This is a genomic window from Diaminobutyricimonas aerilata (assembly GCF_002797715.1).
Lineage (GTDB): Bacteria > Actinomycetota > Actinomycetes > Actinomycetales > Microbacteriaceae > Diaminobutyricimonas > Diaminobutyricimonas aerilata.
In genome coordinates, this window is record NZ_PGFF01000001.1 from 1,065,246 (window position 1) to 1,084,267 (window position 19,022).

Below are 19,022 nucleotides of genomic sequence, written 5' to 3' on the forward strand. Positions count from 1 at the left end.
TGGCGCGAGCAACGATGCGAAAGGGATTCACCATGGGCGATGCCGGGTCACCCGCCCTCGATCTCGCGCTCGCTCCCGCCCCCAGTGACGCCACCGCCGTCGTCCGCGAACTCGACGAGGCGACGGCCGGCCTCGACGCACCGATCGGGGCGCTCTCGGTGCCGGCGCTCGCCGCCAACGCCCGCTCGCTCTCCGAGCGTGCAGGACGACTCCCCATCCGCGTCGCGAGCAAGTCCGTGCGCGTGCGGGCCGTGCTCCACGCGGTGCTCGCCCTCCCGGGATTCGCGGGTGTGCTCGCCTACACCCTGCGCGAGGCGCTCTGGCTCGCCGAGACGGTGCCCGACGTCGTCGTCGGCTACCCGAGCGCCGACCGCGGGGCGATCGCCCGCTTGTGCGCCTCCGAGTCTCTCGCCCGACGGGTGACCCTGATGATCGACGATCTCGACCAGCTCGATCTCGTCGACTCGGTGGTGCCGGCGGGTCGACGCGGGGACGTGCGCGTGTGTCTCGAGGTCGATGTGGCCCTCACCCACCGGGCGCTCGGCCGCCTCGGGGTGTGGCGCTCCCCGATCGCCACGGCGGACGACGCCCGCCGCCTCGCCGAGGCGATCGTGCGACGGCGGGGCTTCCGCCTCGTCGGCCTCATGGCGTACGAGGCGCAACTGGCCGGTCTCGGCGACAGCCCGGCCGGTCGTCCCGTACGCGCCGCCGTCGTCCGCTCGGTGCATCGCCGGTCCCGCGAGGAGGTCGCCGACCGCCGCGCAGCCGCGGTCTCCGCGGTCAGTGCCGTGACGCCCCTCGAGTTCGTGAACGGAGGAGGGACCGGATCGCTCGAATCCACGAGCGACGATCCATCCGTCACCGAGGCCGCCGCGGGGAGCGGACTGTTCGGACCGCACCTGTTCGACCAGTACTCGGCGTTCACCCCGTTGCCCGCGGCGGCGTTCGCGCTGCCGGTCGTCCGCCGGCCCTCACCGCGACGCGTCGTGATCGCGGGCGGCGGTTGGATGGCCTCCGGCCCGGTCGGGCGGGACAGGGAACCCCGCGTGGTGCTGCCCGAGGGGCTCCGGCCGGAGCCGAGAGAGGGGTTCGGGGAGGTGCAGACCCCGCTCGTCGGTGCTGCGGCGGACGCCGTCGCGGTGGGCGACCGGGTGTGGTTGAGGCACGCCAAGGCGGGCGAGTTGAGCGAGCACCTCGACCGGTTCGCGCTCGTGTCCGAAGGGGGCGTGCTCGGCCACATCCCCACCTACCGCGGCGAAGGGAAGGCGTTCCTGTGACGCCGTGGCGCACGTGGGGACGCACCGAGACCGTGCACTCGGCGCACGTCGCCCGTCCCGCCTCCGTCGACGCCGTCGCCGAAGTGGTCGCGCGCGCGGCGCGTGACGGCCGACGGGTGCGGGCGGTCGGCTCCGGGCACAGCTTCAGCGCCGTCGCCGTCGCCCCGGACATCCGGCTCGACACGTCCCGACTGACCGGTCTCGTGGCCGTCGACGTGCATGCCCGACGCGCGCGGTTCCGCGCCGGCACGACTCTGCACGACGTCGCCGAGTCGCTGACCTCCTACGGGCTCGCGATGCCGAACCTCGGCGACATCGACGGCCAGACGCTCGCCGGGGCGATCTCCACCGGCACCCACGGCACCGGACTCGCGTGGGGCGGACTGTGCACGCAGGTCGTCGGACTGACCCTTGTCACGGGCGCCGGCGAGCTCGTGCGCATCGACGACACCGAGCGCAGCGAGGTGCTGCCCGCCGCCCGCCTCGCGCTCGGCGCCCTCGGAGTGCTCGTCGAGGTGGAGCTGCAGTGCGTGGAGTCGTTCGCCTTGCGCGCGACGGAACTCGTCGAGCCGCTCGACGACGTCGTCGACGCGTTCGGCGAGCGGGCGGCGAACGCCGACCACCTCGAGTTCTACTGGTTCCCGCACACGCGGGTGGCGTGCACGAAGACGAACGAGCGGCTGCCGCTCGACCAGCCACTGAGTCCGCGCGGTCGGGCGCGGCGATTCGTCGACGAGGTGCTCGTGGAGGGGTACGGCTATCGGATGCTCAACACGGTGGCGCTCGCGGCGCCCGCGATCGTCCCGCCGGTGAACCGCCTCGCCGCGGAGCTCTTCGCGCGCGGCCAGCATTCGGACGCCGCGCACCGCGTCTTCACCACCCGACGCACCACGCGGTTCGTCGAGATGGAATATGCGCTTCCCCTCGACGCGGTGCCGGAGGCGTTCCGGGAGGTGCGGCGCCTGATCGAGACACGCGGGTGGCGCGTGGAGTTCCCCATCGAGGTGCGGGCGGCGGCCGCCGACGACGTGTGGCTCTCCACCGCCTACGGCCGGCCCACGGGGTACATCGCGGTGCACCGCTACCACCGTCAGTCGCATCGCGAGTACTTCACCGCCGTGGAAGAGGTGCTCGCGGCGTTCGGGGGACGTCCGCACTGGGGCAAGATGCACGGTCGTGTGCAGGCCGACCTCGCCGCTCTGTACCCGCGTTTCGGCGACTTCGCACGCGTGCGCGACCGCTTCGACCCCGCCCGCGTCTTCTCGAGCGCCCACCTCGAGCGCATCCTGGGGCACTGAACGCGACTCACTGTGCGGGCGAATCCCCAGTCGGAGCTGGGATCGCTCCCGTATGATTCCCGGTATGGAACTCCTCATCGTCGTCGGCGTGATCGTGCTTCTGGTGCTCATCGCCGGCATCTACCTCTGGGCGACGTACAACTCGCTCGTGAGCCTGAACGTGCGTGTCGACGAGGCGTGGAGCGACATCACCGTGCAGCTCAAGCGGCGCGCCGACCTCATCCCGAACATCATCGAGGCGGTGAAGGGGTACGCCGCCCACGAGAAGCAGGTGTTCGAGAACGTCACCCAGGCGCGCGCCGAGACCGTGTCGGCCGGCAGCCCCGCTGAGGCGTCCGCGGCCGAGAACCACATGCAGCAGGCGCTCAAGAGCATCTTCGCTGTGGCGGAGGCGTACCCGCAGCTGCAGGCGAACCAGAACTTCCTGCAGTTGCAGGCCGAGCTCGTCGACACCGAGGACAAGATCCAGGCGTCGCGGCGGTTCTACAACGGCGGCGTGCGCGACCTGAACACGAAGATCAAGCAGTTCCCGAACACGCTGTTCGTGCGGGGTCTCGGGTTCCACGAGCGCGAGTTCTTCGAGGTCGACGAGCCGGCGGCGATCGCCGAGCCGCCGCGCGTGCAGTTCTGACGCCGGCTCCGCGGCGCCACTGATCCACCCAGACCGGGAACCCGATGTACTCCGCGATCGCCAGGAACAAGCGCAACACCGTCTTCATCATCGCGCTGTTCATCCTCATCATCGGCGCGCTCGGATTCGCCGCCGACCAGATCTGGGGCGGCGGGCAGTGGGGCATCTTCGTCGGCACGCTCATCGGGGCGAGCATCTACGCCCTCGTGCAGTACTTCGCCGCGGGATCTCAGGCCGTCATGATGAGCGGTGCGCGTCAGATCGAGAAGCGCGACAACCCGCGGTTGTACCGCATCGTCGAGAACCTCTCGATCGCCGAGGGCATGCCGATGCCGAAGGTGTACATCGTCGACGACCCGGCCCCGAACGCGTTCGCGACCGGCCGTGATCCGCAGCATGCCGTCGTCGCCGCCACGACGGGCCTGCTCGACATGATGACCGACTCCGAACTCGAGGGCGTGATGGCCCACGAGATGGGCCACGTCAAGAACTACGACATCCGCGTCACGACGATCGTGTTCGGGCTCGTCGTCGCGATCGGACTCATCTCCGACATCCTGCTGCGGATGTCGTTCTTCTCGGGCGGCAACCGCAACAACAACAACGGCGGCGGCAACCCGATCTTCCTCGTGCTCGGGATCGCCGCGATGGTGATCGCCCCCCTCGTCGCGACCGTCGTGCAGGCCGCGGTGTCGCGGCAGCGCGAGTACCTCGCGGACGCCACCGGCGCCCTCACGACCCGCCACCCGGAGGCGCTCGCGAGCGCCCTGCACAAGCTCGGCGAGTACGGACGTCCGATGCGGCGTCAGAACTCGACCATGGCGCACATGTGGATCTCCGACCCGACGAAGCCGGGTATCGTCGACCGTCTCTTCTCGACGCATCCGCCGATCCCCGACCGCATCCGTCGCCTGCTCGACAACGCCGCTAAGTTCTAGCCGCGGTTCAGCCGCGCAGGCGCGTCACGCGCGATTTCCCGTCGCGAAGTGCGGGTCGGGCGGCTCCGAACCCGCAATTCGCGACGGGAATCGTCAGCGGGCCGCGTCGAGTTCACCCCCGCAGCTTCGTCACGATGTGCTGCGCCAAGGCGGTCGTGGCGGCCGGGAGCTCATCGGCGACGCGGAACTCCGGCAGTGAGTCGGTGGGGGAGAACATCTCGATACGGATCCAGTTGCGTCCGACCAGCATGTCGGCGATGCATCGCCCGTCGTCGAGGCACTCGAGACGGGCGTGGTCGTCCTCGCCCATGCCCGAGAGGCTCAGCGGTGTGCCCGTGCGCTCGGCCTTCCGCCATGCCCACTCGCCTGCGGGCAACCAGTCGATCACCGCGACGGAGTAGTCCGCGTGGGGAGCGCCGATGAGGCACGGCGCGGACCGCATCATGTCCCACGTCGATGCTTCCAGGCTCCATCCACCCGCTGGGCGCACCCACACCATCTCGGTGTCCAGTCCGAGCAACGCCGTGATCTCGGCCGGCTGCCCGAAACGCTCGCACGATCCATCGAGTCCGATGGTGTCCGCGGGCATCCAGTCCGCTTGGGGAGTGCGCGGCGACGCGGCGATGGCCGAGGTCACCCGCGCGAAGACCGCGGCGGCAGCAGCGCTCGCCTGTGTCTCCGAGCCGGCGGTGACACCCGACACGGTGACCCGCAGCCACACGTCGCCGACCAGGTCGTTCTGTTCGCAGCGCCATGTCGCGGCGATGTCGTGGCAGTTCGCCGTGCTGGCCTCCTGCTTGTAGTTCGCGAGGTACTTCGGCCATTCGGCCGTCGCATGGGGGAGGGCGTTGACGAGGACGCCGGCGTACAGCTCCGAAGGACTTCCCGTCTCGTCCGCGTAGTAGTCCTTGCCGTTGTTCCATTCGCAGTGCAGACCGCCCAACTGCTGCGTGCCGTATGCGAGCGGGCCGGTTCCGCCAGGAAGTGTCGACAGTGGTTCGTCCGACGCGACGGTCACCGGCTGCCACAGTGCGAGGCTCTCGATGTCTTCAGGCGTGACGAGGTCGGCGCACTCCAGATCGAACACGGAGGCCGGCTCGACGACCGGGTCGACGGGCGTCGCGCTCGGGGTCGGGGTGGAACTGGGCGAGGGCACGGGGGAGGCGGGCGTCGCGCATCCGGCGAGCAGGAGGATCGAGGCGGTGAGGCCGAGGAGGGCGGGAAGCGCCCGCGTGCTGGTCATGCTCGGAGCATATGGTGACGCAGGCTCAGTTGCGTCTATGGGAAGATATCGACTCGGTCACGAATCCGCGGGAATCGCCCGCCGCAGCGCCTGCGCGAGGTCGCCGCGATCGGCGACCGCGATCGACTCGAGTCCCTGCCACTCGCGGGTGCGATCGAGCAGCGGCACAAGGCGCTCGACGACCTCATCGCCGACGCCCGGCTCCCGCCACGCGGACTGGACGCGCAGCACCTTGGCCTGCCGGTCGCTCTTGAGGTCGACCCGGCCCACGAGTCGGTCGCCCTGCAGGACCGGGAGCGTGTAGTAGCCGTACACGCGCTGCGGCGCGGGGGTGTAGATCTCGATGCGGTAATGGAAACCGAAGAGCCGCAGGGCCCGGTCCCGCTCCCACACGATCGGGTCGAACGGCGACAGCAACGCGTCGGCGTCGAGGCGGCGGGGGATGCGGGCGTCGCGGTGCAGGTAGGCGGGCGCCGTCCAGCCCTCGACCGCGACGGGGAGCACCTCGCCGGACTCGACGAGGTCGACGAGCACGGCCTTCGTGGGAGCGGTGAGCAGCCGGAAGTAGTCGGCGATATCGCCGAGCGTGCCGATGCCGAGGGCACGCACGGCGTCGGAGACGAGACGGCGGTGCGCGTCGTCCTTGGACACCCGCCGCTCCACCACGTCGGCCGGCAGCACCTGTTCCGCGAGTCCGTACACCCGCTCGAAATTGCGGCGGCCGGCGGAGACCACGTCGCCCCACCGGAAGAGGTACTCGAGCCCGCGCTTCGCGTCGCTCCAATCCCACCAGGTGCCGCGTTTGCGTTCGACGTCCTTCTCGATCGCTCCTGCGGTCTGCGGTCCCTTGGCCGCGAGCTCGGCACGCAGCCAGTCGAGCGTCTCGCGGTTCGCGTGCGCCCAGTCGGCCGGATCGCTCGACCAGCGCTCGCGGGAGTCCTCCATCCGCCAGCGCCACAGCGGCCAGTCCTCCACCGGGATGATCGACGCGACGTGCGCCCACGTCTCGGTGTACCGGGCGCGCCGGGCGAAGGTGAGCCGATCGAGGAGCGTCTTGTCGTATTCGCCGAGGCGGGCGAACACGGGCAGGTAGTGGCTGCGCTCGAAGACGTTGACCGAGTCGATCTGCAGCAGCCTCAACCGTTGCATCAGCAGGTTGAGTTGGCGCGTGCCGACGGCGGGCGGATGCGGCACGCCGAAGCCCTGCGCCGCGAGGGCGATGCGGCGGGCTTGCGCCAGAGACAGTTTCTCGACCATCGCCACCGACCCTAGCGGCGGCTCACGACATCCCGCGGTCGTCCGTCGTTCACCGTGCGGACGCCGACCGTCCAACGGCTCTCCCTAGCGTGCGAGCGGGTCGCGCGGTACCCCTACGTCCGGATCACAGCACGGACGGCCGCGCCCCATGACGGAGGACCAGTGAACACTCGACGCGTCGGAATCGGCGTCGCGGCCGCTCTCGCGACCGCTCTCACCCTCAGCTCGTGCGCCGCTCAGGCGGAGGCCACCGACGACTCGGTGGACTACTCGACCGTGACGAGCCTCGACGAGGTCGGCGGGCTCGAGGCGCTCGAGGAGGCCGCCAAGGCCGAGGGTGCCCTGAACGTGATCGCGCTGCCGCGCGACTGGGCGAACTACGGCGAGATCCTCGACCTCTTCATGGAGAAGTACCCCGAGATCACTGTCACCGAGGCGAGCCCGGACGCGTCGAGCGCCGAGGAGATCCAGGCCGCCGAGAACCTCGCCGGTCAAGACACCGCCCCCGACGTGTTCGACCTCGGCCTCGCGGTCGCGCTCGAGAACACCGACGCCTTCGCGCCGTACCAGGTCGAGACGTGGGACGAGATCCCCTCGGAGCTCAAGGAGGAGACCGGCCTCTACGTCGGCGACTACGGCGGATACATGTCGGTCGGTTACGACCCCGACGCCGTGCCGGCGCCCGAATCGCTCGAAGACCTGCTCGGGGCGGACTACAAGGGCAAGGTCGCGATCAACGGCGACCCGACGCAGGCCGGCGCGGCGTTCGCGGCCGTGGGACTCGCGGCGGTGCAGAACGGCGGCTCGGTCGACGACTTCCAGCCCGGCATCGACTTCTTCTCCGAGCTCAACGCCGCGGGCAACTTCGTGAAGGTCGACCCGACGCCCGCGACGATCGCCTCCGGCGAGACCCCCGTCGTGTTCGACTGGGACTACCTCAACGTCGGCTACGGCACGCAGCTCGAGGGTCAGCGCAACTGGGAGGTCGTGATCTTCGACGGCACCGGCTACGCGGGCTACTACAACCAGGCGATCAACAAGGACGCGCCGCATCCGGCCGCCGCCCGCCTCTGGCAGGAGTTCCTCTACAGCGACGAGGTGCAGAACCTGTGGCTGAAGGGCGGTGCCCGTCCGGTGCGCGCCGACGCGATGGCGGAGGCCGGCACGATCGACGAGAAGCTCTTCGACGCGCTGCCGGAGAGCCCGGAGGAGACCGTCGTGCCGACCGCCGAGCAGAGCGACGCCGCGGGCGTGCTCCTCGGCGAGAAGTGGGCCTCGGCTGTCCAGTAGGTCACGCGGAACGGCAGCGGCCCTCGGGCTGCTGCCGTTCACGCTCTACGTGCTGCTGTTCCTCATCGTGCCGACTCTGCTCGCGGTCGGCACCGGCTTCGTCGACGGCGAGGGACGGCTGACGCTCGAGAACCTCGCCGGGCTCGGCGAGTCGCCGGTGCTCAGTGCCTTCGCCAACTCGGTGTGGGTCTCGGCGGTCACCGCCGTCATCGGGGCCGTCGTCGGCGCACTCGTCTGCTACGCCCTCCTCGGCGCGCGGCCGGGCGGCGCGCTGCGCTCGGTCGTGGATGCGGCGAGCGGCGTGCTCGCCCAGTTCGGCGGCGTCATGCTCGCGTTCGCGTTCATCGCCACCGTGGGCATCCAGGGACTCATCACCGTGCTGCTGCGTGATGCGACCGGAGTCGACATCTTCGCGGACGGCGTGTGGATCTACGAGGTGCCGGGACTGCTGCTGCCGTACGTCTACTTTCAGGTGCCGCTCATGGTCATCACGTTCCTGCCCGCCTTCGAGGCGCTCAAGCCGCAGTGGGCCGAGGCGAACGCCACGCTCGGCGGCACCCGCCGCGACTACTGGCTGCGCATCGGCATCCCCGTGCTGCTGCCGTCGTTCGCCGGGTCGCTGCTGCTGCTCTTCGCGAACGCCTTCTCGTCGTATGCGACCGCGGCCGCGCTCATCAGCCAGGGCTCGCAGATCGTGCCGCTGCAGATCCGTGCCGCGCTCACGAGCGAGACGGTGCTCGGTCGTGAGAACCTCGCCGGTGCCCTCGCCCTCGGGATGGTCGTCGTGATGGCGGTCGCGATGACGGCGTACGCGCTGCTGCAGCGCCGAGCGGGACGCTGGCTTCGATGACACCGTCGCCCAGCTCCCGAGCTTCGATGACGACCCCGTCGCGCACCACCCGCATCGTCATCCTCGCGGTCGTCGGGCTCCTGTTCGCCGTGCCCATCGCCGCGATGGTCGAGTTCACGCTGCGCGGCGGCCTCGAAGGCGGCTACGTGCTCGACCGGTGGATCGCCGTGTTCTCCGGAGAGCTCGACGGCCGGTACCGGCAGCTGTTCATCGGCATCGGCAACTCGCTCACCCTCGCCCTCGTGACCGTCGTGCTCGTGTTCGTGCTGCTCGTACCCACGATGGTGCTCGTGCAGCTGCGGTTCCCGCGGTTGCGTCGCCTGCTCGAGTTCGTCTGCCTGCTGCCCATCACCATCCCGGCGATCGTGCTCGTCGTGGGACTCGCGCCCGTGTACTCGGTGATCGCCCGCGCTCTCGGCAGCGGCGCCTGGACGCTCGCCTTCGCCTACGGCGTGCTCGTGCTGCCGTTCGCGTACCGGGCGGTGCAGGCGAACCTCGACGCGGTCGACGTCGTCACGCTCAGCGAAGCGGCGCGATCGCTCGGCGCGAGCTGGGGCACCGTGCTCGTCAGCGTCGTGCTGCCCAACCTGCGCCGGGGCCTGCTCGCCGCGGCGTTCATCTCGATCGCGGTGGTGCTCGGCGAGTTCACCGTCGCATCGCTGCTCAACCGCAGCAACCTGCAGACGGCGCTCGTGGTGGTCGCGAAGAGCGACCCGTTCACCGCCGTCGTCTTCGCCCTACTCGCCCTGCTGCTCGCGTTCGCGTTGCTGCTCGTCATCGGACGCATCGCGCGTCCCGCCCGGAGGTCCGCATGATCGCCACCGCATCGGCCGAGGTGCACCTCGCCGGCGTCGTCAAGCAGTACGGCGCCCACCGCGCCCTCGACGGGATCGACCTGCGCGTCGGCGCGGGGGAGATGATCGCCCTGCTCGGACCGTCCGGGTGCGGCAAGACCACCGCGCTGCGCAGCATCGCCGGGCTCGAGAGCATCGACTCCGGGGTCATCCGGATCGGCGACGACGACGTCTCCCGCGTGCCCACCAACAAGCGCGACCTCGGCATGGTCTTCCAGTCGTACTCGCTCTTCCCGCACCTCACGTCGCAGCAGAACGTCGAATTCGGGCTCCGGATGCGCGGGGTCGGCACCGCGGAGCGCCGGAAGCGGGCGGGAGAGGCGCTCGAACTCGTCGGGCTCGGTCACCTCGGCGCCCGCTACGCACACGAACTCTCCGGCGGTCAGCAGCAGCGCGTCGCTCTCGCCCGCGCCCTCGTGACCCGCCCGCGCGTACTGCTGCTCGACGAGCCGCTGAGCGCCCTCGACGCGAAGGTGCGCGTTCAGTTGAGGGAGCAGATCCGCGCCATCCAGACCGAGCTCGGCATCACCGCGCTGTTCGTCACCCACGATCAGGAGGAGGCGCTCGCCGTCGCCGACCGGGTCGCGGTGATGCGGGCCGGGCGCATCGAGCAGATCGGCAGCCCGGAGGAGTTGTACGGATCTCCGGCGACCCCGTTCGTCGCGGACTTCGTGGGGGTGAGCAGCCAGGTCCCCGGGCGGCTGACCGGCGGCACGGTCGAGGTGCACGGGGTCACGCTGCCCGTGCTCGGCGATGCGCCGCGCGACGGAGCGGTGCTCGCCTACATCCGGCCCGAAGACGTCGCGTTCGCCGAATCGGGCATCCCCGCGGTCGTCGTGTCGACGAGCTTCCTCGGTGCCGCGCGTCGCACGCTCGTGCGTCTGCCGGACGAGTCGGTGCTCGCCGTGCAGCACGCGGCTGGGACGCGAACGGTGCCGGGGGAGCGCCTTCATGTCGCGCTGAACGGACGCCCGGTGAGCGTTCGATCGGCGGAATGACCGCGCCTAGACTGGCGCAATGATCTTCGGGCGACGCGGGCAGCGGGCTTCGGCCCGGCTCGAACGCGGTCGGGCGGTCGGCGGAACCGGTCCCGGACCGGTCGACGGGGCGCTCAACGGCACGGTGCCGCCCGCCATGGTGATCGCCGGCGCGTGGGCGTGGCGGCTCCTCGCCGTCGCCGCCGTGATCGGCGTGCTCGTCTGGCTCGTCATCCAGTTGCGCGATCTCGTCGTGCCGGTGCTCGTGGCCGTGCTGCTCGCCGCGCTCCTCGTCCCGTTCTCGAACTTCCTGCAGCGGCACCGCTGGCCGAAGTGGCTCGCCGTCGCCGTGTCGGAGATCGGGATCATCGCCGTCATCACCGGCCTCATCTGGCTCGTCGTCACGCAGGTGCGGGCCGGGTTCCCCGACCTGCAGCGCCGCACGATGCAGCAATTCGAGGTGTTCCGGGAGTGGCTGCGCGACTCGCCGCTCGATCTCACCGACGCCGACCTGAACCGCTACATCGACCAGGGCTTCGCGGCGCTGCAGACCAACGCGAGCACGATCGCGACCGGCGCGCTCTCGGTCGGGTCCACCGCCGGGCACTTCATCACCGGCATGCTGCTCGTGCTCTTCGCCACCCTGTTCATCCTCATCGACGGTCGGGGCATCTGGAACTGGATCGTGCGGCTGTTCCCGCGCCGCGCCCGCGTCGCGGTGAACGGATCCGGTGAGGCCGGCTGGCACACCCTCAGCACGTTCGTGCGCGTGCAGATCTTCGTCGCCTTCGTGGACGCGGTCGGCATCGGCCTCGGCGCGTGGATCCTCGGCCTCTTCTTCGGCGGATTCCCGCTCGTCATCCCCATCTCGGTCGCGGTCTTCCTCGGGTCGTTCGTGCCCGTCGTCGGGGCCGTCATCACGGGGGCGTTCGCCGTCGTCGTCGCTCTCGTCTTCCTCGGTCCCGTGCCGGCGCTCATCATGCTCGGCATCGTGCTGCTCGTGCAGCAGATCGAGGGGCACATCCTGCAGCCGCTCATCATGGGCGCCGCCGTGCGCGTGCATCCCCTCGCCGTGGTGCTCGCGGTCGCCGCCGGCGGATTCCTCGCGGGCATCCCGGGAACGCTCTTCGCGGTGCCGATCGTCGCCGTGCTCAACGTGATGGTGAAGTACATCGCGTCGGGTGCCTGGCGCGTCACCGCCCACCCCGACGAGCAGGATGTGGCAACGCGTGTCTGAACAAGTGCTGGCCGGGCCCTCCCTGGCCGAGATCGAGGCCGCCCGCGAGGCGGTCGCCCAGGTGGCGAAGGTGACGCCGCTCGAGAGCGCGACGTTCCTCGGCGAGATCGTCGGCTCCGCCGTGTACCTCAAGTGCGAGAACCTGCAGCGCACCGGCTCGTACAAGATCCGCGGCGCGTACAACCGGCTCTCCCGGTTGACGGATGCCGAGAAGTCGCGCGGGGTCGTGGCCGCCTCGGCCGGCAACCACGCCCAGGGTGTCGCCTACGCCGCGCGTGAGTTGGGCATCCGGGCCACCATCTTCATGCCGATCGGTGTCGCCCTGCCGAAGCTGCAGGCGACCAAGCGCTACGGCGCCGAGGTCGTGCTCGAGGGTGCCATCGTCGACGAGACGCTACGCGCCGCGGCGCGCTTCGCCGAGGAGACCGGTGCGGTGCTCATCCCGCCGTTCGACCACACGGATGTGGTCGCGGGTCAGGGCACGCTCGGCCTCGAGCTGCTCGAGCAGCTGCCCGACGTCGACACGGTCATCGTGCCGATCGGCGGCGGGGGACTGATCTCCGGGGTGGCGAGCGCCCTCAAGCAGCGGGCACGCATCGAGGGTCGCGACATCCGCATCGTCGGCGTGCAGGCGGCCGGCGCCGCCCCCTACCCGGTGTCGCTCGCCGAAGGCCGTCCCGTCGAGATCGTCATCACGCCGACGATCGCCGACGGCATCGCCGTGAGCCGGCCCGGCGTGCTCAACTTCGACATCATCCGGCACGCGGTCGACGACGTCGTGACCGTGAGCGACGACGAGACCGCGCAGGCCATGCTGCTGCTGCTCGAACGGGCGAAGCTCGTCGTGGAGCCCGCGGGCGCCGTGGGCGTCGCCGCACTGCTCTCGGGACGCATCACCGGCGAACTCGGCACGACCGCGATCATCCTCAGCGGCGGCAACATCGACCCGCTCATGCTCGACCGCGTGATCAGCCACGGCCTCGCCACCTCCGAGCGCTACCTCAAGCTGCGCATCCCGTTGCCGGATCGTCCGGGTCAGCTCGCGCACACCGCACAGCTCGTGGCGTCGGCGAACGCGAACGTCGTCGAGGTGCTGCACACCCGCCACGGCACCGGCCTGCAGATCAGCGAGGTCGAGCTCGAACTGCACATCGAGACGCGCGGTCCCGAGCACGCCGACGAGGTCATCCGCACTCTCCGCGACGCGGGGTACGCGCCGCGCGTCGACTTCTAGGAGTCGGGCGCGGTACCGACGCGCCGGGCGTCGACGGAAACGGCCGCCCGAGCGATGCTCGAGCGGCCGTGTCGCGGATGCGGGTCAGCCCTCGAAGGCGTCGACCGAGACGATCTCCACGGAGATCTCCCGCCCGTTCGGGGCGGTGTAGGTGGTGGAGTCGCCGGCCTTGAGGCCGAGGATCGCGGCGCCGAGGGGGCTCATCTCGCTGTAGACGTCGAGGTCGCTGTCGCCGGCGATCTCGCGGCTGCCGAGCAGGAAGGTGCTCTCGTCGCCCTGGATCTTCGCGGTCACGACGGTTCCGGATTCGACGACGCCGCTCGGGGCGGAGGTCTCGCCGACGGTCGCGGTGCGCAGCAGCTGGGTCAGCTCGCGGATGCGGGCCTCGATCTTGCCCTGCTCCTCCTTGGCCGCGTGGTATCCGCCGTTCTCCTTGAGGTCGCCTTCCTCGCGCGCCGCCTCGATCCGCTTCGCGATCTCGAGTCGGCCCGGGCCGCTCAGCTGCTCGAGTTCGGCGCTCAGGCGGTCGTACGCCTTCTGGGTCAACCAGGTGGTCGAGGTGTCAGACATGGTGCTCCTCACAGAATGAGACCGGCCTCTACGGCCGGTCCCCGATGGTGAATCGTACGAGCCTAGACGACCCAGCAACTGTGGATCAAGCCTGTGTCAGGCTCCTCCACGGTGCGCACGGTCTCGCGGAATTCGCGGGTGCGCTGGTCGGACGGGGGCAGATCCACGATGCGCCAGCCGACGATCGCGAAGCTGTCGCTGAGCGCCTGCACCGCGCATCGGGTCTCGGTGCCGGGCTCGACGGTGAGTCGCCACCGCACGTCGATCTCACGACCGTCGTCGCTGATGACGTAGCCGACATCGCGCGATTCGAGCTGGGCCGGGCGACCGAGCAGCCCGCCCCACACCACCCACGCGACGAGCACGACGACGAAGGCGGCGGCGACGCCGACGGCCCACCACCGGCTGCGCGATGCGCGGCGAGGGGTGCGGCCGTAGCGCTGGTCGAGCTCGCGCTCGACTCCGGGCGTGACGGTCACCGCTCCTCCTCGCGTCTAGGCTGGATTCCAGGGTAGGCGGTCCGGCTGGATGCGACCGCCTCGACGTGAGGAGCTCGGGTGTTGACGCTGGCGGCGCAGGTCGATGAGAACGCGGTCACCCCGGGCGTCATCGGATTCATCGCGATCATCCTCGTCGCCGGAGCGACCATCCTGCTGCTGCTCGACATGACGCGCCGCGTGCGTCGCACCCGCTACCGTTCCGAGGCCCGGGAGCGGCTCGAGGCCGAGGCTCGCGGCGAGATCCTCCCCGAAGACACACCCGACGGCCCGGCGGCGGACGGCCGCACGCCCGACGCCCCCCGCTGAGCCCCGCGCGCTCGCCTCGGGCCCCGCGCGCGCCTGCGCGCGCGCTCGCGCCTCAGCAGAGCGCCGTTTCCCGTCAGTAGATGCCCTTTCCGCGCATCCGAAAGGGCATCTACTGACGGAGAACCGACCCGCTGAGCACCTCCCGCGGGCGCGACCTGCCGAGGACCTACGGCGGGGTCAGAAGGTCGGCGGGTCGAGAGCGACGAGCAGGATGCCCGTCCAGTGGCACAGGAACGCCAGCACGGTCAGGGTGTGGAAGATCTCGTGGAAGCCGAACACTCCCGGCACCGGGTTGGGCTTCTTGAGGGCGTAGATGATCGCCCCGACCGTGTACATGAGCCCGCCGGCGATGACGAGCGCCATCATGACCGGGTCGGCCTTGAACAGGTCTCCCATGTACATGACCGCCGCCCATCCGAGCAGCAGGTACAGCGGAACGTACAGCCAGCGGGGTGCCCCGATCCAGAAGATGCGGAAGCCGATGCCGAGCAGCGCACCGCCCCAGACCAGGCTGAGCAGCAGCACCGCCTGATCGAACGGCAGGGCCAGCGCGGCGAGCGGCGTGTAGGTGCCCGCGATGAGCAGGAAGATGTTGCTGTGGTCGAGGCGCTTGAGCAGCCGCTTCGTCTTCGGCTGCCAGTCGAAGCGGTGGTACACCGCCGAGATCCCGAACAACAGGAGCGATGTCACGGCGAAGACGAGTGTGCTCCACTTCGCGGTCGCGCCGTCCGCGACGCTCACCAGCACGATGCCCGCGATGATCGCGAGCGGGAACGTGCCGGCGTGGATCCACCCGCGCCAGGTGGGCTTGCGCTCCGCGTGGTCGACCTCGTCTTCGAGCAGCGGCAGGTTGGGCAGATCCGACGCCGGCTCCTGCTCCACGGAGGTGGACTCGGCGGGCCGCTCGGGCTGTGCGGGCGCGGTCATGGCGCGAGTTTACGACAGCGCCGCGTCGCCTCGCTGGGAGGGCGTGGGCTAGCGTTAGCTCGTGACGGACAGGGCGGAGGTGCGCGTGGGACGCGGCCTCCTGTACGGCCTCTACCAGAGACGCATCCGCCGGTCGCTCGCCGGGGCCGAGCTGCCTCATCATGTCGCGATGATCATCGACGGCAATCGGCGGTGGGCCCGTCAGCGGGCCCTCGAGACCGCGGCGCACGGACACCGCGCCGGCGCCGCGAAGATGCGCGAGTTCCTCGGCTGGTGCGACGAGGTGCGCATCCAGGTCGTCACGCTGTACCTGCTGTCGGCCGACAACCTCTCCGGACGCAGTGAGGCCGAGCTCGAGCAGCTGTTCGAGATCATCGGCGACCTCGCCGACGAGATCTCCCGCGTCGAGGGCTGGCGCGTGCAGCACGTCGGCACCGCCGAAGGGCTGCCCGACTCCCTCGTGCAGCGCCTCGCCGAGGCGCAGAAGCGCACGGCCGACCATGTCGGCCTGCACGTCAACCTCGCCGTCGGGTACGGCGGCCGCCGCGAGATCGCGGATGCGGTGCGCAGCATCATCCAGAAGCACCACCGCGACGGCGGCACGCTCGAGGATCTCGCCGACCTGCTGACCCCGCAGCTCATCGGCGACCACCTCTACACCGGCGGCCAACCCGACCCCGACCTCGTCATCCGCACCTCGGGGGAGCAGCGGCTGAGCGACTTCATGCTGTGGCAGAGCGCCCACAGCGAGTTCTACTTCGTCGAAGCACTCGGTCCGGACCTGCGCGAGGTGGATTTCCTGCGCGCACTCCGCGACTTCTCGCGACGACACCGCCGATACGGACAGTGAGACCGCCCATGCACATCGACGACTTCGCCGCGCGCTTCTCGGAGGAACCCGGCTACCTCGACTTCGCGCGCCTCGGACCGATCGGTCGTGCGGTGGAGGAGGAGGTCGCCGCCCAGCTCGACAAGTTCGCCCGCGCACGCTTCGGCACGATCGACTCGTTCGAGGCGGAAGAGCCGCGCGTGCAGGAGGCGGTCGCGGCCCTCACCGGATTCGCCGCCGACCACATCGTGTTCCAGCCGAACACCAGCACGGGCCTCATGCACACCCTCTTCGGGCTCACCGGCCCCGTCGCGCTCGCCGCATCCGAGTTCCCGTCGCTCACCTTCGCGGCGGCGCGCGCGAGCGAGGCGCTCGGTGTCGTCACCCCGGTCTGGCTCGACACCGACCACGGACGGGTCACCCCCGGCAACCTCCGCGACCAGCTCGAACCGAACACCGTCGCGGTGGCGGTCAGCCTCGTCGACTTCCGCACCGGATACCTCGCCGATCTGGAGGGCATCCGGCAGGTCATCGGCGACCGGCTGCTCATCGTCGACGCCATCCAGGGCTTCGGCGTCGTGGATGCGCCCTACGAGGTGGCGGATGTGGTGGTCGCCGGCGGCCAGAAGTGGATCCGCTCCGGCTGGGGCACCGGGTTCATGGCGTTGAGCGACCGCGCGCTCGAGCACCTCACCCCGGTCTGGTCGGGCTTCCCCGGTACCGATCTCGACGGGATGCCGCTCGACGAGGTGCCGCCGCCGAGCGGCACGGCGAGGGCGTTCCGCATCAGCAACGCCGACCGGGTCGCGCAGGCCCGCTTCTCGGCCGCGCTCGAGGAGATCGCCGAGGTCGGTGTCGCCGCCGTGCAGCAGCGTCTCGCCGAGAAGGTGACCCGCATCATCGACCTCGCCGACGAGTACGCGCTCGCCGTCGTGTCGTCCCGCGACGAGTCCGAGCGCGCCGGCATCGTCGTGCTCGAACCGGCTCCGGAGCACGTGACGGTGCTCGTCGCGTCGCTGCACAACCACGGCATCGCCTCGACCCAGCGCGGCGGCACCGTGCGGCTGAGTCCGCACGTGTCGACCACCGAGGACACGTTCGAGATGCTGCGCGGCGCGTTCCTCTCGTACGCGACGACCACCAACGTTTAACGCCGCCGTAACCTCCGCTTCAGCGTGTCGCCCGACCCCTCGCCGGGGCGGGGCCTAGCGTCATGCTCATCGGGCATCGCGCCCGATCGGAGCGGCCACACAAGTTCGTTCCGGGACCGCCAGTGGCCGTTCTGCCGAATGGATCCGGATGCGCTCAGCATCCGGGGAGGAGCAGTAGTGGCCGCGCTCGAAACCCCCCAGCAGAAGAAGCGCCGCGAGGCATCGGTCGAGAAGAAGCAGGGGGAGCGCACCTACGTGCTCGACACCTCCGTGCTGCTGAGCGATCCGCGCGCGATCTTCCGCTTCGCGGAGCACGCCGTCGTGCTCCCCGTGGTCGTCGTCACCGAACTCGAGGCCAAGCGCCACGACCCGGAGATCGGCTACTTCGCACGACAGGCCCTGCGCATCCTCGACGACCTGCGCGTCGAACACGAGCGCCTCGACTTCCCGATCGCCGCGGGCGACGAGGGCGGCAGCATCCGCGTCGAGCTCAACCACTCGAACATGGCCGTGCTGCCCTCCGGGCTGCAGCTCGGCGACAACGACTCCCGCATCCTCGCCGTCGCCATGAACCTCGCGAGCGACGGGCTCGACGTCACCGTCGTGTCGAAGGACCTGCCCATGCGCGTGAAGGCCGCGTCGATCGGTCTTGCCGCGGAGGAGTACCGCGCCGAACTCGCCGTCGACTCCGGTTGGACCGGGCTCGACGACCTCACGCTGAGCGCCGAGCAGATGGCGGAGCTCTACGACAAGGAGGAGCTGCACACCCGCGCTGTCGCGGACCTGCCGGCGAACACGAACCTCGTCATCCACTCCGACCGGGGGTCCGCCCTCGGCCGGGTCGCGTCACGCGGGGTCGTCAAACTCGTGCGCGGCGACCGCGACGTGTTCGGTCTGCACGGCCGTAGCGCCGAGCAGCGGCTCGCGATCGACATGCTGCTCGACCCGGAGGTCGGGATCGTGTCGCTCGGCGGTCGCGCCGGCACCGGCAAGTCGGCCCTCGCCCTGTGCGCCGGACTCGAGGCGGTGCTCGAGAAGCAGCAGCATCGCAAGATCATGGTGTTCCGCCCGCTGTACGCCGTCGGCGGTCAGGAGCTCGGATTCCTGCCCGGCGATCAGGGCGAGAAGATGAACCCCTGGGGTCAGGCGATCTTCGACACACTCAGCGCACTCGTGAGCGACAACGTGCTCGACGAGATCGTCGACCGCGGCCTGCTCGAGGTGCTGCCGCTCACCCACATCCGTGGTCGCTCGCTGCACGACGCGTTCGTGATCGTCGACGAGGCCCAGTCGCTCGAGCGGAACGTGCTGCTCACGGTGCTGAGCCGCATCGGCCAGAACTCGCGCGTCGTGCTCACCCACGACGTGGCGCAGCGCGACAACCTGCGGGTGGGACGCCACGACGGCGTCGCCTCGGTCATCGAGACGCTCAAGGGGCACTCGCTGTTCGGGCACATCACCCTTACCCGTTCCGAGCGCAGCGCGATCGCCGCGCTCGTGACCGAAGTACTGGAGGGCAACGAGCTCGCCTGACCCACGGCGACGCACTGAGTTGCGGACCCGTCCCCTGAGCCTGTCGAAGGGGCCGGGACCGCACACGCTCACCGGTTGAGTTGCGGACAAGTGCGGGAATGCCGTCGCGCATTCCCGCAC

Annotated in this window: 19 protein-coding genes; 14 read left to right on the forward strand and 5 right to left on the reverse strand. The window is 70.3% G+C overall.

Annotated features, from left to right (window positions below; translation table 11 throughout):
- The first annotated feature begins 14 nt into the window (after window positions 1-14).
- From CLV46_RS05150 to CLV46_RS05165, 4 genes are all read left to right on the forward strand, one after another.
- Complete coding sequence (locus CLV46_RS05150) at window positions 15-1,277, forward strand: alanine racemase (RefSeq protein ID WP_245866535.1); 1,263 nt, start codon at window positions 15-17, stop codon at window positions 1,275-1,277.
- Window positions 1,274-2,575 (forward strand): D-arabinono-1,4-lactone oxidase, encoded by a 1,302-nt coding sequence (locus CLV46_RS05155; protein WP_100363786.1) that lies wholly within the window; start codon window positions 1,274-1,276, stop codon window positions 2,573-2,575. Before CLV46_RS05150 ends, CLV46_RS05155 begins: the two co-directional genes overlap by 4 nt.
- A gap of 64 nt (window positions 2,576-2,639) precedes the next feature.
- On the forward strand, window positions 2,640-3,206 hold the full coding sequence (locus tag CLV46_RS05160; protein WP_100363787.1) for a LemA family protein: 567 nt from the start codon (window positions 2,640-2,642) through the stop codon (window positions 3,204-3,206).
- Window positions 3,207-3,250: 44 nt separating this feature from the next.
- Window positions 3,251-4,144, forward strand: a complete 894-nt coding sequence (locus CLV46_RS05165; protein ID WP_100363788.1) for a M48 family metallopeptidase — start codon at window positions 3,251-3,253, stop codon at window positions 4,142-4,144.
- A 112-nt stretch (window positions 4,145-4,256) separates the two neighbouring features.
- Here the strand turns inward: CLV46_RS05165 and CLV46_RS05170 are convergent, their stop codons facing one another.
- Both CLV46_RS05170 and CLV46_RS05180 read right to left on the reverse strand, forming a co-directional pair.
- Entirely contained in the window at window positions 4,257-5,387 is a 1,131-nt protein-coding gene (locus CLV46_RS05170; RefSeq protein WP_157802236.1) for a hypothetical protein, read from the reverse strand.
- Window positions 5,388-5,444: 57 nt separating this feature from the next.
- The gene (locus tag CLV46_RS05180; protein WP_100363791.1) at window positions 5,445-6,644 is read right to left on the reverse strand and encodes a winged helix-turn-helix domain-containing protein; all 1,200 of its coding nucleotides are present in this window, start codon (window positions 6,642-6,644) and stop codon (window positions 5,445-5,447) included.
- Between the two features lie 162 nt (window positions 6,645-6,806).
- Between CLV46_RS05180 and CLV46_RS05185 the strand changes: the two genes are divergently transcribed.
- Genes CLV46_RS05185 through ilvA form a run of 6 tightly spaced genes read left to right on the forward strand, consistent with a single transcriptional unit; the run spans window position 6,807 to window position 13,086 of the window.
- Window positions 6,807-7,934: an ABC transporter substrate-binding protein gene (locus tag CLV46_RS05185; RefSeq protein ID WP_100363792.1), complete on the forward strand. Its 1,128-nt coding sequence runs from the start codon at window positions 6,807-6,809 to the stop codon at window positions 7,932-7,934.
- Window positions 7,924-8,784, forward strand: coding sequence for an ABC transporter permease (locus tag CLV46_RS05190; RefSeq protein WP_100365904.1), 861 nt, complete (start codon window positions 7,924-7,926; stop codon window positions 8,782-8,784). Before CLV46_RS05185 ends, CLV46_RS05190 begins: the two co-directional genes overlap by 11 nt.
- Window positions 8,785-8,810: 26 nt before the next feature.
- Window positions 8,811-9,599: an ABC transporter permease subunit gene (locus tag CLV46_RS05195; protein WP_100363793.1), complete on the forward strand. Its 789-nt coding sequence runs from the start codon at window positions 8,811-8,813 to the stop codon at window positions 9,597-9,599.
- Window positions 9,596-10,636 carry an ABC transporter ATP-binding protein gene (locus CLV46_RS05200; RefSeq protein WP_100363794.1) on the forward strand — a complete coding sequence of 347 codons (1,041 nt, stop codon included), beginning with the start codon at window positions 9,596-9,598 and terminating at the stop codon, window positions 10,634-10,636. Before CLV46_RS05195 ends, CLV46_RS05200 begins: the two co-directional genes overlap by 4 nt.
- Before the next feature lie 19 nt (window positions 10,637-10,655).
- The gene (locus tag CLV46_RS05205; protein ID WP_100363795.1) at window positions 10,656-11,852 is read left to right on the forward strand and encodes an AI-2E family transporter; all 1,197 of its coding nucleotides are present in this window, start codon (window positions 10,656-10,658) and stop codon (window positions 11,850-11,852) included.
- A complete protein-coding gene (gene ilvA / locus CLV46_RS05210) occupies window positions 11,833-13,086 on the forward strand; it encodes a threonine ammonia-lyase (protein WP_100363796.1) in 1,254 nt (417 codons plus the stop codon). Before CLV46_RS05205 ends, ilvA begins: the two co-directional genes overlap by 20 nt.
- A gap of 84 nt (window positions 13,087-13,170) precedes the next feature.
- On the opposite strand, the gene greA is transcribed toward ilvA, so the two are convergent.
- Both greA and CLV46_RS05220 read right to left on the reverse strand, forming a co-directional pair.
- Entirely contained in the window at window positions 13,171-13,656 is a 486-nt protein-coding gene (gene greA, locus CLV46_RS05215; RefSeq protein WP_100363797.1) for a transcription elongation factor GreA, read from the reverse strand.
- Between the two features lie 62 nt (window positions 13,657-13,718).
- The gene (locus tag CLV46_RS05220) at window positions 13,719-14,135 is read right to left on the reverse strand and encodes a DUF4307 domain-containing protein (protein ID WP_100363798.1); all 417 of its coding nucleotides are present in this window, start codon (window positions 14,133-14,135) and stop codon (window positions 13,719-13,721) included.
- A 78-nt stretch (window positions 14,136-14,213) separates the two neighbouring features.
- Between CLV46_RS05220 and CLV46_RS05225 the strand changes: the two genes are divergently transcribed.
- Window positions 14,214-14,462 (forward strand): hypothetical protein, encoded by a 249-nt coding sequence (locus CLV46_RS05225; RefSeq protein ID WP_100363799.1) that lies wholly within the window; start codon window positions 14,214-14,216, stop codon window positions 14,460-14,462.
- 177 nt (window positions 14,463-14,639) lie between these two features.
- On the opposite strand, the gene trhA is transcribed toward CLV46_RS05225, so the two are convergent.
- A complete protein-coding gene (gene trhA, locus CLV46_RS05230) occupies window positions 14,640-15,389 on the reverse strand; it encodes a PAQR family membrane homeostasis protein TrhA (RefSeq protein ID WP_100363800.1) in 750 nt (249 codons plus the stop codon).
- Between the two features lie 61 nt (window positions 15,390-15,450).
- On the opposite strand from trhA, the gene CLV46_RS05235 reads away from it, so the two are divergent.
- The 3 genes from CLV46_RS05235 to phoH2 all read left to right on the forward strand — a co-directional run bounded on the left by CLV46_RS05235 (window position 15,451) and on the right by phoH2 (window position 18,902).
- Complete coding sequence (locus tag CLV46_RS05235; protein WP_245866539.1) at window positions 15,451-16,239, forward strand: isoprenyl transferase; 789 nt, start codon at window positions 15,451-15,453, stop codon at window positions 16,237-16,239.
- A gap of 8 nt (window positions 16,240-16,247) precedes the next feature.
- Window positions 16,248-17,369, forward strand: coding sequence for an aminotransferase class V-fold PLP-dependent enzyme (locus tag CLV46_RS05240; protein ID WP_100363802.1), 1,122 nt, complete (start codon window positions 16,248-16,250; stop codon window positions 17,367-17,369).
- A gap of 177 nt (window positions 17,370-17,546) precedes the next feature.
- Complete coding sequence (gene phoH2, locus CLV46_RS05245) at window positions 17,547-18,902, forward strand: RNA 5'-3' helicase PhoH2 (RefSeq protein WP_245866540.1); 1,356 nt, start codon at window positions 17,547-17,549, stop codon at window positions 18,900-18,902.
- Window positions 18,903-19,022 lie beyond the last annotated feature (120 nt).